Source organism: Pseudarthrobacter siccitolerans (genome assembly GCF_030823375.1).
GTDB lineage: Bacteria > Actinomycetota > Actinomycetes > Actinomycetales > Micrococcaceae > Arthrobacter > Arthrobacter siccitolerans_A.
Map to the genome: position 1 here is coordinate 4,209,519 of NZ_JAUSXB010000001.1, position 17,226 is coordinate 4,226,744.

Genomic DNA, 17,226 nt, shown 5'->3' on the forward strand with positions numbered 1-17,226 from the left:
CTGCGTTAGAGTGGCTGCATGACTTTGAGCAATGATGCTTCGGGAGCTCCGGCAAGCCCCTACCAGGCCATCGGTTCCCTGCGGGGACGTACACTCTTGATCTCCGGCGGAAGCCGCGGAATCGGGCTGGCCATCGCCGTCCGTGCAGCGCAGGACGGCGCCAACATCGTGCTGATGGCCAAGACCGGCGAGCCGCACCCCAAGCTTGCGGGCACGGTCTACACCGCGGCGGAGCAATTGGTGGCCGCCGGCGGGCAGGCACTTCCCCTGGTGGGTGACGTCCGGAACGACGACGACGTGGCGCGCGCTGTTTCAGCTGCCGTGGACCGCTTTGGCAGCATCGACGTCGTCATTAACAATGCCTCCGCGATTGACCTGTCCCGTACCGACGCTGTGGACATGAAAAGGTACGACCTCATGCAGGACATCAATGTCCGGGGCACGTTCCTGCTGTCCAAGCAGGCACTTCCCGCGCTGCGCGCATCCACTGCCGGGCAGGTCCTGACCCTCTCGCCGCCGCTGAACCTTGATCCGCACTGGGCCGGGAAACACCTGGCCTACACCATGGCCAAGTACGGGATGGGCCTCACCACGCTGGGGCTTGCGGAGGAGTTGAAAGCAGACGGGATCCGTGTTAACTCGCTGTGGCCCTGCACCCTGATCGACACGGCAGCCATCCGAAACATGCCGCACGGGGACCAGATGGTCCAGGCGGCGCGCGGGCCCCAGATCATGGCTGATGCCGCCCATGCCGTCCTCACGGGAGCCAACCTTGCGGCCGGCGGTGCGGCGAGCGGCAATTTCTATACGGACGAGGAAGTCCTGGCAGCGGCGGGAGTGACGGATTTCCGTCCCTACAGCCTGGGGGCCCCGGAGGAAGGGCTGGTCCCGGACATCTTCCTCTAGGGCCATCTTCCCCTTAGGCGGCTTCCGCAGGGGACAGTCGCCTGCCGGCAGATTTAGCTCGGTAGGATTTAGCTATGGATGACGCACACACCCCCGGTACGCCCCTGAGCCGGAGGGACCTGGCGGACGAGCGCTTCCTGTCCGCCACCGGCATCCCCCGGCTTGACGTGGTGGACTCCACCGGATCCACCAATGCAGACCTCCTGCGGTCAGTGACAGTGGAGCCCGCCGCCTGGCCGGATCTGTCCGTGCTCACTGCCGAGTACCAGACAGCGGCGCGCGGACGGCTCGACAGGCACTGGGAAGCGCCGGCGCTGAGCTCCCTCTCGGTATCGGTTGTCCTGCGACCTGCCAACGCCGAGGGGCGGCCGCTGCCCACCCAAAGCTACTCCTGGTTGTCACTGATCGGGGCCCTGGCCCTGCGCGAAACCCTCCTCGAAACGGCCGGCATTCCCGCCGAACTGAAGTGGCCCAACGATGTCCTGGTCCGGGGGAAGAAGATCGCCGGCATCCTGGCGCAGCTGGGCCCCATGGTGGACGGCTCGGTGCCGCCGGTCATCCTGGGCACCGGCCTCAACGTCACGCTCACCGCCGGTGAGCTGCCTGTTCCCACTGCCACATCGGTGGTGCTGGAGGGCGCCCGGACCGAGGACCGCACGGTGCTCCTGAAAAGCTACCTTTCAAACTTTTCCGCGCTGTACCGCAGCTTCTGCAACGCCGACGGCGACCCGGCGGCAGGGATGGCGGGCGGGGCTTCCCTGCACAAGCGGGTGGAGGCAGTCATGGTCACCCTGGGCAAGCAGGTGCGGGCCCAGCTTCCGGGAGACCACGAAATCATCGGCCACGCTTCGCGGCTCGACGAATACGGTTCGCTGCTGGTGGTGGACCGGGACTCCCGGGAACATGTGGTCACCGCCGGGGACGTGGTGCATCTTCGGCCATGGACTTCCCCGGATGCTGCCGGCCAAGGCGGTTATGCGTAAAAACCTCCTGCCGGGCGAGCAGGTCATTGTGACCACCCGCCCGCAGCCGCGGCAGCTGGCCGGCGCTGCAGCTGCGTTTATCCTCGCCCCGGCGGTTGCTGCCTTTTGTTCCGCCTGGTTGATCCGCGGCGGCGCCGCGAGGGCAGTTCCCGCGCTTTCCGGCCGCTGGACCCCCTGGCTGGTGGGCGGTTGCGTGCTGGCCGCTGCCGCCGTGTGGCTGGGTTTCTGCCTGCCCCGGCTGCTGCGCTGGCAGGGGACGCGGTACACGCTGACCAGCAGGAGGCTGGTGGCCCGGTCCGGGATGTGGAAGCGGCGGGACCAGCAAGTGAACCTGGCGTCGGTCCGCAACCTGACTGTCCATGAATCGGTCCTGCAACGACTCTTCCGCTCGGGGAATATATCCTTGGAAGCCGGATATCAGTCTGTGGTGACGTTCCCGGACGTGCCGGAGGTAGCCAGGTTCCGGGATTTCATCCTCGATGCGATCGAGGACCTGCCGGACGAACCGGATGTCCAGCCCGGCGGGCCAACGGATTACCCTGCCGGAGTTTTGCCGTGGGAAATGAGAGAAGGTGGATTGGATGAACGATGAGGACCAGCAGGAACGCGTCGGATCCATCGCGCCCGCTCCGGCGGCAGACGCCCACCCTCCCACCGGGACCATGTCCGCCGAGCGGCTCGCCATGAAGGCACTGGAGTCCCGGCTGCTGGGCGGGGAACGCAAGCTCCGCCGCCGCGAAGTCGCTGCCGGTGCAGGGTTGTCCCTGCTGTCTGCGCGCAAACTGTGGCGCGCCCTGGGCTTCCCCAACTTCGGGGACGAGGATGTTGCCTTCACCGAACGCGACCAGGCGGCCCTCTCCACCGTGGTGGACCTGGTCCGTTCCGGCAAGCTAACGGAGGAGGCAGCCATCTCCGTCACACGCTCTATCGGGCAGATGACGGACCGCATGGTGGTGTGGCAGATCGAGGCATTGGTGGAGGACATGGTGCACGAGCAGGGCGTCACGGACGCCGTGGCCCGCAAGCGCCTGGTCAACGAGCTTCCCGCCCTGGTGGACGCCTTGGAGGAAATGCTCGTCTACTCCTGGCGGCGCCAGCTCAACGCCGGTGTCCAGCGGCTGGCGGTCCGCGCCGAGGCCGGGCTGCAGGCAAGCGAAGAAGGCCGCGAGGGTGACGAAGATGACGCCCCGCTGCCGTTGGCCCGCGCCGTCGGCTTCGCGGACCTGGTTTCCTACACCAGCCTGTCCCGGCGCATGAACGAGAAAACACTGGCCCGCATGGTGCAGCGCTTCGAGAACAAATGCGCCGAAATCATTTCAGTGGGCGGTGGACGCCTTGTTAAGACCGTGGGCGACGAAGTCCTCTACATTGCAGAAACTCCCGCCGCTGGAGCGGAAATTTCGCTCGCGCTGGCCCAAGCCTTCACCGAGGATGAGATCCTGCCGGAAGCCAGGGTGGCCATGGTGTGGGGCAGGATCCTGTCCCGGCTCGGGGACATCTACGGGCCCACCGTGAACCTGGCGGCGCGGCTGACGTCGCTCGCGGATCCGGGAACCGTGCTGGTGGACTCCATGACGGCATCGGCCCTGGAGCATGATGAGCGTTTTGTGATGGTGCCCCGGCCTGCCGAGAACGTCCGCGGCTTCGGCGAGATTCTGCCCGTCCGCCTCACCCGCGGCCTGGGCAAGGGGCTCGTCCTGGACTGACAGCGGCCCGTAAAAGGTAAGCAAAGAGTTTATCCAATTGATGGTGAATGCCGATATAGTCGGAATACACCCGGCCACCGCATGCCGGAAACCGGCTCTGCCGGAGCCTTACTGGGGGAAACAACATCGTGAAATTTCGCAGACCCGCGCGCTCAAACAGGCCGGCAACGTCTGGCGGACACTTCCGTTCGCGACGGCTCATTGGCAGCACTGCGTTTGGTGCCGCCGTTGCTGTGGTGGTGACGGGTGCTGTGTTGTATCCGGGGTTTAAGACCGCTGAGGTGGAGTTGAACGATGGCGGTGTGTGGGTGGTGTCGAAGTCCAGGAATGCGGTGGGGCGGTTGAATTATCCTTCGCGGGTCCTGGATGGGGCGGTGACGCCGGCGTCGACGACGTTCGACATTCTGCAGGATGCGGGGGAGGTGTTTGTGGATGATGAGTCTGGTTCGACGCTGAACCAGGTGTCTCCTGCGAATATGCGGCTGGGCGGGGATAAGCAGTTGCCGGGGGCCGCTGATGTGAGTTTTGGTTCCGGGGTGATTTCGGTGACTGATGCTGCTTCGGGGAAGGTGTGGGCGGTGTCGCCGTCCACGGTTAACGGGTTTGATGAGGAAGCGTCCGAGCCGGTGCTGGTGGGTTCGGAAGGCATTGTTTCAGCGGTTGGCGGGGATGACCGGATCTACTCGGCGGATCCGAAGTCCGGTGTGGTGACGGTGACGGGTGTTGATGCCGATGGTGCGGTGACGTCCTCGGAGTCTGAGACCTGGGCGGAGCTGAAGGGTGGCGGGGATCTGCAGATCACGGTGGTGGGGGATAAGCCGGTGGTTCTGGATGCGGCGGCGGGGAAGCTGTTGTTGCCGGGCGGCAAGCGGCTGCAGTTGGATAATGCCCGCGAGGCCAGGCTGCAGCAGGGCGGTGCGGCCAGTGACTTTGTCGCAATTTCCACGCAGAAGGCGTTGTTGAAGCAGCCCCTCGACGGCGGCACGGCGAAAACGGTGGCGTTCGACGGCGAAGGCGTGCCGGCTGCGCCTGTCCAGTTGGGCGGGTGTGTCCACGCGGCCTGGTCGGGGGTGAACAAGTACGTCCGTGACTGCACGAACGACGTGGACGACAAGAACGTGGACGTTCCCAAGGCGAGTGCGTCGCCGTTGTATGTGTTCCGGGTGAACCGGGACCTGGTGGTGCTGAACGATGTGAATTCGGGCAATGTGTGGCTGGTGAACCAGAACATGCAGCTGGTCAACAACTGGGACGACGTTATCCCGCCCAAGGAAACATCCGACGACGCCGACAAGGACTCCGCCGACGAAGTCCAGCAGACCGTGCTGCCGGACCGCACCAAACCCAACAGCGCCCCCGTGCCCAAACCCGACACTTTCGGGGTACGTGCAGGCAGGACTGTGATACTGCCCGTCCTTGACAACGACACCGACCCCGACGGCGATATCCTCACCGTGCGTGCCCCCGATCCGATCAGGTCCGGTGTCCTTGCCCCGATCTACGGTTCCACCGGCTTCCAGGTCAGCGTCCCTTCGGACAAAACCGGGTCCGAGACCTTCAAATACACGGTGGACGACGGCCGGGGCCTGAGCGCTTCCTCCGACGTCACGCTCAATATCGTGCCGCCGGGGGAGAACTCGGCCCCGCGGCAGAAGCCGAACCGCAATACCACCCTGGTGGTGCAGGCCGGCAAAAGTGTCACCCAGAACATCCTCACCGATTGGATCGATCCCGACGGCGACGATCTGTATGTAGTCGCCGCTACGGGCAGCGATCCTCGGGACCAGGTCAAAGTCCGGCCCGACGGACTGCTCACCTTCCAGGACGCCGGCACTGAGCCCGGCCGCAAGGTGGTCACCATGACGGTTTCCGACGGCGAGTCCACTACGGAAGGCAAGGTGACGGTAGACGTGCGCGGCCCCGGCGGGTTGCCGCCGGTCGCAAATGCGGACCACGTGGTGGCCGTCGCAGGCGTCGACACGGTGATTGCACCACTGAAGAACGACTCGGACCCGCAAGGGGGTGCGCTCCGCCTCGCCCAAGTCACCCCGGACGGCAACTCCACAGCCACCATGGGGGCGGACCAGCAGACCTTCACCTTCAACTCCGCATCCGTGGGCTCCCATTACGTGGCGTACCTGGTGACCAACGGCCCCGCCAGCGCGCAGCAGCTGGTCCGGGTGGACGTGGTTTCCGGGGACGGGGACAGCGCCCCCGTGGCGGTGCGCGACGTAGCACTGCTGCCCAGCGGCGGAACCGTGCTGGTGGACGTCCTCGGCAACGACTCGGACCCCTCCGGCGGGGTGCTGGTGGTGCAGTCCGTCACTGCTGCTGACGGGTTGCCGGTCAATTTTTCTGTGCTGGACCACTCAGTGATCCGGATTACGGACATCCGCGCGCAGGGCCAACTTAACGTCAAGTACACGATCTCGAACGGCAAGTCCTCGGCCAGCGGCGACATCGCAGTCCTGGTGGTTCCGGCCCCGGCAAAGCTCCAGGCTCCGCAAGCGAAACCGGATGAAGTGTCGGTCCGGGTGGGAGACGTGGTGACCATCCCTGTCCTCGAGAACGACTCCGACCCCAACGGCGGAAAGCTCGCGCTTGAGCCGGCGTTGGCACAGAAGCCCGACGAGGCCGACGGACGGATGTTCCAGGCCGGCGACACGCTGCGCTTCATCGCCGGAGACGTGCCCAAGACCGTCTACGCGATTTACAAGGTGACCAACGAATCCGGCCAGTCGGATTCACAACAGGTGACCATCCGCATCCGCGCCCGCGACGACGAGCGGAACACCCGTCCGGAGCCGAAGAACCTCACCGCCCGTGTGGTCTCCGGAATGGTGGTCCGGATCCCGGTGCCGTTGGACGGCATCGATTCGGACGGCGATTCCGTACAGCTGATCGGGGTGGACAAAGCCCCCGCCATGGGCACGGCCGTGGCCAAGGACGGCTACCTCGAATTCACCGCAACGGGCACGGCGGCCGGGACAGATACCTTCACGTACCGCGTCCGGGACCGGATCAGCGCCGAGAACACCGGCACGGTGATTGTGGGGATCGCACCTCCCGAAGCCAACAACCAGAAACCCATCGCCGTGGACGATTCCGTTGACGTCCGACCTGGACGCAAGATCGCCGTCGACGCACTCAGCAACGATTCAGACCCCGACGGCGACCCCATCGGGCTCGTCTCCAACGCCCTCGAAGCCCCGGCTGAACTTGGCGTCGACACTGCTGACGGCAGGGTAGTGCTCACAGCTCCCGGCACCGCCGGCAATGCGAACGTCAGTTACAAGATCCAGGACGACAAAAAAGCCCAGGGCGGTGCAGTGATCCGTGTCAGGGTCAGCCCCGACGCCGCCCTCAAGGCTCCGCTGGCGAAGGACGATGTCATCTCTCCAGCTGAGACGCTGGGCAAGTCCGCCGTTGACGTGCCGGTCCTGAAGAACGATTCGGACCCCGACGGCGTGGCCGCGGATCTGAAGATCAGCCTGCCGGACGGCAACCCGAATGCGCGCCTGAGCGGCGACGGCAACGTTGTGGTCAGCCTCGCGCCGGGAGACCAGTTGGTCCCCTACACCGTCACCGACGTTGACGGCCAGAGCGCCACGGCGGTCATCTGGGTGCCCGGCCAAGGTGAACAGCACCCCACCCTGGCCCGCACCGACGTCGTGGAAGTGATGGCCGGCAAGGAAATCAACCTCGACCTCAGTGAGTACGTTAAGGTCCGCGAAGGGCGTTCACCCCAGATCACGCAGGCGGACAAGGTCCGCGTCCAGGGCGCTGACACCCGGAACGTCATCGCCGGAAACGGCGACGCCCTGCGCTACGCGGCGCTCAAGGACTACGTGGGCCCGGGCTCCGTGACGTTCGAAGTGACGGACGGGTCCGGCCCGGAAGATCCGCAGGGCCTGAAATCCACCCTGACCATCATCACCCGGGTGATCCCGGACCCGGCAGCAAACCATGAGCCCACATTCAGCGGAACCGACCTTGAGGTGCCGAAGGCCGAAACGGCCAGCCTGGAACTGGGCAACCTGGCCACGGACGTGGACGCCGGAGACCAGGAGAAGCTCAAATTTGAGTTGGACGGGACTACGCCCGAAGGCTTTACCGCAACCATTGAGGGGCAGACGCTCAAAGTCAGTGCCGCAGCGGGCTTGTCCGCGGGCCGTAGGGGAAGCATCCCGCTGAAGGTCACGGACGGCCGCTCGGAACCGGTCAAGGCTTCGGTAACGGCCACCGTTGTAGCCTCCAACAGGCCGCTCCCCACAGCCAGTGAAGACGCTATCGACAAGGCAAACGCCGGCCGGGCGGAGACGATCAACGTCCTTGCCAACGACTTCAATCCCTTCAGCGACACCCCGCTGAAGATCGTTTCGGTCAGTGTCGAAACGGGCTCCGCCGCCGGGCAGCCGGTCAGTAGCGGAGATTCCGTCACGGTGACGCCCGCCGAGGGATTCAAGGGTGTTTTGGTGCTCCGCTACACCGTCTCGGACAAGACCGACGACCCCTCCCGCCAGGCGAACGGCCGCGTCAGGATCACGGTCCGGGACAAGCCGGACGCGCCCTCGGCTCCCACCGCCACAGATGTGCGCAGCCGGACTGCGGTGCTCAAGTGGGCCCCGCCGTCGGATAACGGGGCAACGATCACCGGATACACGGTCCGGTCCAACAACGGCTTCGAGCAAAAGTGCGCCACCACCACCTGCACGCTCAGCGGGCTCACCAACGACGTGAAGTATGTCTTCACGGTGATTGCCACCAACGAGGTCGGCGACTCCCAGCCGTCTGCGCAGTCCAACGAAATCCGCCCCGACGAAAAGCCGTCCCCGCCCGAGGCGCCCACGGTGAAGGCCGGCGACACCAACATGGTCATCAACTGGGCAGCTGCCAGGACCGAGGGCTCGGCCGTCAGGAGCTACAACCTGGAGATCTCGCCGCCGCCTGCCGGCGGCGTCGCCGTGAAGAACGGCGTGACCGGCCTGACCTACACCTGGCCCGGCCTGACAAACGGCGTGCGTTACAAGGTGCGCGCCCAGGCAGTCAACGAACTGGGCCCGTCCGACTGGGGGATTTACTCCTCCGAAGACAACCCGGCCGGGGTGCCGGCTGCACCGGCGGCGCCGACCTCAGCCGTGGCCTCCTCCGTCGGAACCACCAACCAGTTGCGGGTGAACTGGACCGAACCCGATACCAACGGGGACGCAATCAGGAACTACTACGTCACTATGGCCGGTGGCGGCGGGGCACCGCAGACCCAGACCATCGCGGGCACCGTGCGCACGGCCAACTTCACGGCGAACAACTCCGAAGCTGAGTACACGTTCACGGTCCAGGCCGAGAACAAGGCAGGCAAGGGGGCTGTCAGCCCCAATTCCGCGCCCCGGCGGGCCACCGGCAAGCTGGGCCAGGTCTCAGGGGTGAGTGCCACCCCTGCCGACACTGCAGGGGCCGGGCGCCAGCTGACCATCAACTTCAAGGAACTGACAGCGGCTGAACGCAACGGTTCGGCGTATGGCGAGGTCAGCTACACCTACAACGCCAGCAGCGGCCAGAGCGGTCCCATCCGGCCCGGGCAGACTGTGGGTGGTTTCACGAACGGTACGGCCACCTCCATCACTGTGGTGGCCAACTCAAGCGTGGCGCCAAGTTCAAACGCCAGCGCCCCCGCTAACGCCACGCCTTACGGTTCCCCGGGCACGCCCTCCGCGTCCGGCCAGGACGGCGGACAGAACCAGAAGTCATTGAGCTTCAGCTGGACCTCGCCATCGACGGCGACGAACGACGTCGCCTATACACAGATCAACATTGACGGCCGGGGCTGGGAAAGGGTCGCGGCCTCGGGAAGCCGGACGGTGAACACCGGAGGCTTTGACGAACCTCACTCGATCCAGGTGCAGACCGTGAACTCCATGGGTACCGGCGGAACCGTTGCCGGGGCGACTGCCAGATCCGGGCCGGCCAAGACTAATTGGGACAACTCGATCGTTGGCTACCGCACGTGCACGGACGCGCCTGCCTCAGGCCAAACCTCATGGAGGTCGCCGGCGGGCGCGGAACATACCTGCGACGGTGTCGTCCGCGACTATCCCTGGATCTACGGCTCAGGTCCGTCTTTCACAGTCAACTGCTACATGTGGCGTACAGTGCCCGACGCCCGCGGTACGTACAAGTGGTACCGCATCAATTCCCATCCCGACGGCCGTTTCGTGGGCCGTACCGTCCAGGTGGGCAACACCACGTTGGGTGAGCCCGAGGGCCACGGGATCCCGCAATGCTGATCACGGACGTGGCCGCAGGTGAGGCCGTGGGGGAGCGCTGCCCATCGCGACCCCGGCCACGCTTGGGTAGGCTGGCGCGGGAACAGGGAGCCCGGTACCGGGTCGCTGGACGGTTCGGCCGGGGGGCCGCCACAAACTTCAGGGGAACAGAAAAGCCGTGACAACTCTGCTGGGGAAGCTGGGTCTCAAGAGGCGCCACAAAAAAATCGTCACCGGCACTGCGTTTGGTGCCGCCGTTGCTGTGGTGGTGACGGGTGCTGTGTTGTATCCGGGGTTTAAGACCGCTGAGGTGGAGTTGAACGATGGCGGTGTGTGGGTGGTGTCGAAGTCCAGGAATGCGGTGGGGCGGTTGAATTATCCTTCGCGGGTCCTGGATGGGGCGGTGACGCCGGCGTCGACGACGTTCGACATCCTGCAGGATGCGGGGGAGGTGTTTGTGGATGATGAGTCTGGTTCGACGCTGAACCAGGTGTCTCCTGCGAATATGCGGCTGGGCGGGGATAAGCAGTTGCCGGGGGCCGCTGATGTGAGTTTTGGTTCCGGGGTGATTTCGGTGACTGATGCTGCTTCGGGGAAGGTGTGGGCGGTGTCGCCGTCCACGGTTAACGGGTTTGATGAGGAAGCGTCCGAGCCGGTGCTGGTGGGTTCGGAAGGCATTGTTTCAGCGGTTGGCGGGGATGACCGGATCTACTCGGCGGATCCGAAGTCCGGTGTGGTGACGGTGACGGGTGTTGATGCCGATGGTGCGGTGACGTCCTCGGAGTCTGAGACCTGGGCGGAGCTGAAGGGTGGCGGGGATCTGCAGATCACGGTGGTGGGGGATAAGCCGGTGGTTCTGGATGCGGCGGCGGGGAAGCTGTTGTTGCCGGGCGGCAAGCGGCTGCAGTTGGATAATGCCCGCGAGGCCAGGCTGCAGCAGGGCGGTGCGACCAGTGACTTTGTCGCAATTTCCACGCAGAAGGCGTTGTTGAAGCAGCCCCTCGACGGCGGCACGGCGAAAACGGTGGCGTTCGACGGCGAAGGCGTGCCGGCTGCGCCTGTCCAGTTGGGCGGGTGTGTCCACGCGGCCTGGTCGGGGGTGAACAAGTACGTCCGTGACTGCACGAACGACGTGGACGACAAGAACGTGGACGTTCCCAAGGCGAGTGCGTCGCCGTTGTATGTGTTCCGGGTGAACCGGGACCTGGTGGTCCTGAACGATGTGAATTCGGGCAATGTGTGGCTGGTGAACCAGAACATGCAGCTGGTCAACAACTGGGACGACGTCATCCCGCCCAAGAACGAATCCGACGGACAGGACCAGGAATCCGCAGACAACAACACCATCAACGTCCTGCCGGACCGCACCAAACCCAACCGTCCGCCGGAAACCAAGCCAGACGCCGTCGGCGTGCGCCCCGGACGCACCACCATCCTCAGCGTCCTGGACAACGACTCGGACCCCGACGGCGACGTCCTCACCGCCGCGGTGGGGGCCTCCGGACCCCGGGCCGGAAGCCTGGAAAACATCTACGGCGGTACCGCCTTCCAGATTTCCGTCCCGCCTGATGCCAAAGCCGGTACCGAAACGTTCAGCTACAGCGCCTCCGACGGCCGCGGCCTTTCCGCCACCGGGCAGGTGACGCTCAGCGTGATGGCCCCAGACCAGAACAAGCCGCCCCAGTTCAAGCGCGGCGACAACACCACCATGCTTGTGGAGCAGGGCAAGACCGTCAGCCAGGACATCCTCACGGACTGGGTTGACCCCGACGGCGACGACCTTGTCCTCCTGGAGGCAAAAGCCGACAATGACCAGGACCAGGTCAAGGTGCGCCGCGACGGTCTGCTGACCTTCCAGGACTCCGGGGCAACCGCCGGCAAGAAAAACGTGGAAGTCACTATCTGGGACGGCCGCGATACCGTCACCGGAAAAGTGGTGGTCAACGTCCAGCCCCCGGGAGCCCTGGCACCCGTGGTCAACGCCGACCATGTCACCGCCGTGGTCGGCCAGGACCTGGTGGTTTCACCGCTGAAGAACGACGTCGACCCCAACGGCGGCGCCCTCCGCCTGGCCCAGGTGGAAGCCAACGGCCCCGCTGAGCTCGGTCCTGTCACTGACGGCGGCACCTTCACCTTCCGCAGCACCACCCCCGGGCCCGTCTACCTCACCTATATCGCCAGCAACGGGCCGCAGAGCAGCCAGGGGCTGATCCGCGTGGACGTCGAGTCCGGGGACGATACCGGCGACCCCGTTGCCGTCCATGACGTGGCTTTGATGCCCACTGGGGGCAGCGTGCTGCTGGACCCCCTGGCCAACGACTCCGATCCGTCCGGCGGCGTCCTGGTGCTCCAGTCGGTAAAGATGCCGGACAATTCGACGGCGTCCGTGAGCGTGATCAACCACGGCGTCCTGCGCATCACCGACATCCTCGGAACCAAGGACCCGATCCTCTTCGAATACACCATGTCCAACGGCAGGAAGTCGGCCACCGGCAGCGTCTCGGTGGTGCCTGTACCGGCCCCCGCCGTCGTGGAAGCACCCCAGCCCAAGCCGGACGAAGTGAACGTCCGGGTCAACGACGTCGTCACCATTCCCGTTTTGGAAAACGACACCCATCCCCAGGGCCAGGAACTGGGCGTAGACCCGGTGCTGCCCCAGGGCGTGGATCCGTTGGACGGGGAGAGCTTCGTTTCCGAGAACACCCTCCGCTTCATCGCCGGCAGCCAGCCCAAGACGGTCCGTGCCATCTACAACGCGGTTGATCCGCAGGGCCAGAAGAGCGCAGCAGCGGTGACCATCCACATCCTGCCGCTCGAGGGCGCCCAGAACTCCCGGCCGCAGCCGCGCAACCTCACCGCCCGCGTTGTCGCTGCCGGCACGGTCCGCATTCCTGTCCCGCTGGACGGCATCGATCCTGACGGCGATTCGGTGCAGCTGACCGGCATCGACAGCACACCCGCGATGGGCATGGCGACCGTCGGCAGCAACTTCATCGACTTCACGGCCGCCGGTAACGGCGCCGGGACGGATACGTTCCGCTATAAGGTGGTGGACCGGCAGGGCGCCGTCAACACCGGCACCGTGACCGTGGGCATCGCTCCGCGCGGCGAGGCCAACCAGAAACCCACCCCCGTGGACGACGAGGTGCGGGTCCGCCCGGGCCGCCAGATCGCCGTCGACGCCACCGGCAACGACACCGACCCCGACGGCGACCTCATCCGCATCCTGACGGACGGCGTCGAGGCAGATGCCGCGCTGCAGGCCACGGTGAGCAAAACCAGCGGCCGGATCGTCCTGCTGGCCCCGGGCGAGGCCGGAACGGTCAACGTCCGCTACACCATCGCCGATGACCGTGACGCTTCCGCCCAAGCCGCTATCCGCGTGGTGGTGGACAACGAGGTTCCGCTCAAAGCGCCTATCGCCCGTGACGACAGGGTGACGTCCGCCCAGACCATGGGGAAGACCGCCGTGGACGTTCCCGTGCTCAAGAATGATGAAGATCCCGACGGTGTAGGCGAGAACCTCAAGATCAGCACCGATGCCACCACGGCCCGGCCCGGGGCGGACGGCAACGTGATCGTGGACCTGACCGAGCAGCCGCAGCTCATCCCGTACGCGGTGGAGGATGTGGACGGCCAGCAGTCGACGGCGGTCATCTGGGTGCCGGGCCTCGGCCAGCAGGTTCCCACCCTGGCCAAGGATGAAGTTGTTGAGGTCATCGCCGGGCAGTCCGTGGACGTGGACTTGGACGAGTGGGTGAAGGTCCGGGAGGACCGCTCGCCGCGGCTGACCCAGGCCGACCGGATCAAGCTCATCGGTGCCGACGGGAGCGATCCCGTGACCGGTGGCGGCACGGGCCTGAAGTACACGGCCGGTGCAGACTATGTGGGCCCCGGTTCGCTCACCTTCGAGGTGACGGACGGAACCGGCCCGGACGATCCTGCCGGCCTGAAGTCGACCCTCAGCATCCGCACCAGGGTGCTGCCGGACCCCAACAAGAACAACCCGCCGGAGCTCCTGGGCGCCAGCGTGGACGTCCCGAAGGGTGAATCGGCGGACCTGAACCTGGGCAGGTTGACATCCGACCCGGACCGGGACGACGTGGACAACATGAAGTACGAACTGCTGGGTGGCAGCCCGGCCGGCTTTAACGCCCGGATAGATGGGAAGACCCTTAAAACGTCCGTCGACGCGGCAACTGCCACTGGGACCGCCGGCACGGTCCAGGTCAAGGCACGGGACCCACGCGGGCTCGAGGCCACCGCAACGTTCCAGCTGGGCGTGACCGCCTCCAACCGGCCCAAGCCGGTGGCGAACGATGACCTCGAGCCCAACGCCGCCGCCGGAAAGCGGGTCACCGTCAACGTGCTGGCCAACGACGCCAACCCATTCCCGGAAACCGCGCTGAAGATCATCTCGGCTGCGACCGAAACCGGACAGGGGAGTGCGGCAGTTTCCGGCGATTCGATAACTGTGACGCCGTCAGCCGGCTTCACCGGCACCCTGGTTGTGGCCTACACCGTGGCGGACAAGACCGGGGACGATTCCCGCAATGCCACGGCCCGTATCCGGCTTACAGTCAAGGACGAGCCGTTGGCGCCCACCACGCCCCAGGCTCAGAGCGTGGGGGACCAGACGGCATTGCTGAACTGGTCCGCTCCGGCAGATCGCGGTTCTTCCATCACTAAGTACACCGTCTACGGCGAAGCCGGTTTCCGGCAGGACTGCCCGGCGAACACGTGCACCCTGACCGGACTGGTCAACAACACCACGTACCACTTCCAGGTGACGGCAACCAACGAATTCGGCGAATCGGACAAGTCCCCGGCCTCCGCGGAGGTGCGGCCGGACGTCAAGCCGGATACCCCTTTGGCGCCCACCCTGAAGTTTGGCGACAAACAGCTGTCCATCAACTGGACTGCACCGGCCAGCAAGGGCTCGCCGGTCAAGTCCTACGACCTGGAAATTTCGCCTGCCCCGCCGGGCCAGAACGGGCAGATCCAGAACCTCACGGCCGTCAGCTACGTGTGGAAGGGGCTGCAGAATGGCGTCTCCTACAAGGTCCGGGTCCTGGCCCGCAACGATGCCAAAGACCCGTCCGAGTGGAGCCCCTACTCTGCGGCGGAGGTGCCCGCGGGCGTGCCGGCCACTCCGGCCGCGCCCACCGCTGTACAGGACAAATCCCTGGGCGCCACAACCCAGCTGAAGGTCTCCTGGACGGCCCCGAACAACAATGGCGATGCGGTCTCGGCCTACACGCTGACCACCCTCCGCGGTGGCACGGTAGTGTCCACCCAGCAGGTGGCCGGCACCACCCAGAACGTGACTGTGGACAACTCCGAGACCAATTACACCTTCACGGTTTCGGCCACCAACAAAGCAGGCACCAGCGGCACCAGCGCGCAGTCCGCCGCCATCCGGGCGGCCGGCAAGCCGGGCCAGGTGAGCAGCGGGACAGTAGCCGACACCGGAACCAGCGGCCAGCTCAAGGTGACATTTACGCCGCTGACCGAGGCCCAGCGCAATGGGTCCACGGCCGGTGAGATCGCCTACTCCTACCGCGCCTCCAGCGGCCAGTCCGGACCCATCAACGCCCCGGGCGGCAACATCAACGGCCTGCCCAACGGAACAGACGTGACCATCACCATCATCGCCACGTCCACCAAGAACAACGTGTCCGGCGACGCCCAGACCATTGGCACCGGCAACCCGTACGGGCCGCCGAACGCGCCCAACGTGAACGGCATGACGTCCCCCAAGGGCGATGGGCAGGTGCACTGGAGCTGGAACAACCCGAACACCAACGGCCGGCCGCTCAACCGGTATGAGGTCAGCATGGACGGCGGCGGCTGGCAGAGCGTGGGCAAGGCGACCAGCTTCGACGCCGGCGCCGGCGGATGGAGCCAGACCCACAGGTTGCGCGTCCGGGCCGTGACGGTGGTGGATGGCGCCATTGGGGGACCTGCAACCTCCACGTCCGGTGCCGACCCGACGCCACCTCCGGCCCCCACCAAGGTCCGTGTCGAGGCTTCGACGGTCAACAGTTGCCCGGGGAAGCCGGGCGTTCCAGACAGGTACAGCAACGTCAACGGAGACGCCCGTTGCGGTTCCAGCGATGCGAACTGGGTTTCCTTCTCGGACGGCTGGATCGACAGTTCCTGCTGGATGAACATCTACGGTTCGCCGGAATCGGACCCGGGCTACTACAAGTGGTACCGCATGGAAAACGGTCCTTGGCCCGGCTGGTACGTCAAGCGCGCCACGATCGACATCAGCGGTCCGGACGTTCCCCGGTGCTGATCGTCCCAGCAGTCCCTCCGCATCCATTTCACGTATTCCGCACGATTAGTAAAGGACTTACTCCATGACCATGACCACCGAGCAGGCCGCCTGGTTTGCAGACACCTTCGACAAGCTGGTCGCCAACGTGGGGCACGCTGTCCTGGGCAAGGAGCACGTCATCCGGCTGACCTTCACCGCCATGCTTGCCGAGGGGCACGTCCTGTTTGAAGACGCCCCCGGTACGGGCAAGACGTCTCTGGCCCGGGCACTGGCGGCTACGGTTCAAGGCTCGAACAACCGCATCCAGTTCACCCCGGATCTTCTGCCCTCGGACGTCACCGGCGTCACCATCTACGACCAGAAGACGCAGAAGTTCGAGTTCCACAAGGGCCCCATCTTCAACAACATCGTCCTTGCTGACGAAATCAACCGGGCTTCGCCCAAGACCCAGTCGGCACTGCTGGAGGTCATGGAGGAATCCCGCGTCACGGTGGACGGCGTCACCTACTCCGCCGGGCGCCCCTTCATGGTGATGGCCACCCAGAACCCTATCGAACAGGCCGGCACCTACCGGCTGCCGGAGGCACAGCTGGACAGATTCCTGATCAAGACGTCCATCGGATACCCGGACCACGCGTCCACCGTCCGGCTCCTGGGCGGCTCGAACCTGAAGGACCGCTCCCAGGAACTCACCGCCGTCATCACCACCCAGGCTGTGGCGGACATGGCTGACCTTGCCGCCACCGCCCATGTGGACACCGCGGTCCTGGAATACATTTCCCGGCTCTGCGAAGAGACCCGCAGCGCACCGGAAACCCGGTTGGGGGTGTCCGTGCGCGGTGCCCTGGCCATGGTGCGGGCGGCGAAGGTCTGGGCCGCCTCCCAGGGCCGGAACTTCGTCCTCCCGGACGATGTCAAGGAACTCGCCCCCGTGGTGTGGACCCATCGTTTCGTGATGGACCCGGAAGCGGAGTTCTCCGGCGCTACCCCTGAAGCCGTCCTGGCCCGCATCCTGGCGGATGTGGCTGCGCCGCAACAGCGCACCAACGCCTGACCGCCGCACCAAGCGGCCACCACTCCACCCA

The 17,226-nt window shown here is 65.6% G+C and carries 7 protein-coding genes; all 7 read left to right on the forward strand.

Annotated elements, in window-relative coordinates; genetic code table 11:
- Positions 1–18 precede the first annotated feature (18 nt).
- The 7 genes from QFZ36_RS19580 to QFZ36_RS19610 all read left to right on the forward strand — a co-directional run bounded on the left by QFZ36_RS19580 (position 19) and on the right by QFZ36_RS19610 (position 17,195).
- A complete protein-coding gene (locus tag QFZ36_RS19580) occupies positions 19–906 on the forward strand; it encodes an SDR family oxidoreductase (RefSeq protein WP_306638768.1) in 888 nt (295 codons plus the stop codon).
- A gap of 74 nt (positions 907–980) precedes the next feature.
- Positions 981–1,889, forward strand: a complete 909-nt coding sequence (locus QFZ36_RS19585) for a biotin--[acetyl-CoA-carboxylase] ligase (protein ID WP_306638769.1) — start codon at positions 981–983, stop codon at positions 1,887–1,889.
- Complete coding sequence (locus QFZ36_RS19590; RefSeq protein WP_306638771.1) at positions 1,882–2,481, forward strand: PH domain-containing protein; 600 nt, start codon at positions 1,882–1,884, stop codon at positions 2,479–2,481. The genes QFZ36_RS19585 and QFZ36_RS19590 overlap by 8 nt, the downstream gene beginning before the upstream one ends.
- Positions 2,471–3,595 (forward strand): adenylate/guanylate cyclase domain-containing protein, encoded by a 1,125-nt coding sequence (locus QFZ36_RS19595; protein WP_306638773.1) that lies wholly within the window; start codon positions 2,471–2,473, stop codon positions 3,593–3,595. The genes QFZ36_RS19590 and QFZ36_RS19595 overlap by 11 nt, the downstream gene beginning before the upstream one ends.
- A 239-nt stretch (positions 3,596–3,834) precedes the next feature.
- A complete protein-coding gene (locus tag QFZ36_RS19600; protein WP_444964487.1) occupies positions 3,835–9,879 on the forward strand; it encodes an Ig-like domain-containing protein in 6,045 nt (2,014 codons plus the stop codon).
- A 157-nt stretch (positions 9,880–10,036) separates the two neighbouring features.
- Complete coding sequence (locus tag QFZ36_RS19605; protein WP_306638776.1) at positions 10,037–16,159, forward strand: Ig-like domain-containing protein; 6,123 nt, start codon at positions 10,037–10,039, stop codon at positions 16,157–16,159.
- Positions 16,160–16,223: 64 nt separating this feature from the next.
- Positions 16,224–17,195, forward strand: a complete 972-nt coding sequence (locus QFZ36_RS19610) for an AAA family ATPase (RefSeq protein WP_306638778.1) — start codon at positions 16,224–16,226, stop codon at positions 17,193–17,195.
- Positions 17,196–17,226 lie beyond the last annotated feature (31 nt).

Excerpts from the sequence above, each read along its gene's own strand:
- QFZ36_RS19590 (WP_306638771.1), top strand. The coding sequence starts at position 1,882 with ATGCGTAAAAACCTCCTGCCGGGCGAGCAGGTCATTGTGACCACCCGC.
- QFZ36_RS19595 (WP_306638773.1), top strand. The coding sequence starts at position 2,471 with ATGAACGATGAGGACCAGCAGGAACGCGTCGGATCCATCGCGCCCGCT.
- QFZ36_RS19610 (WP_306638778.1), top strand. The coding sequence starts at position 16,224 with ATGACCATGACCACCGAGCAGGCCGCCTGGTTTGCAGACACCTTCGAC.
- QFZ36_RS19585 (WP_306638769.1), top strand. The coding sequence starts at position 981 with ATGGATGACGCACACACCCCCGGTACGCCCCTGAGCCGGAGGGACCTG.
- QFZ36_RS19580 (WP_306638768.1), top strand. The coding sequence starts at position 19 with ATGACTTTGAGCAATGATGCTTCGGGAGCTCCGGCAAGCCCCTACCAG.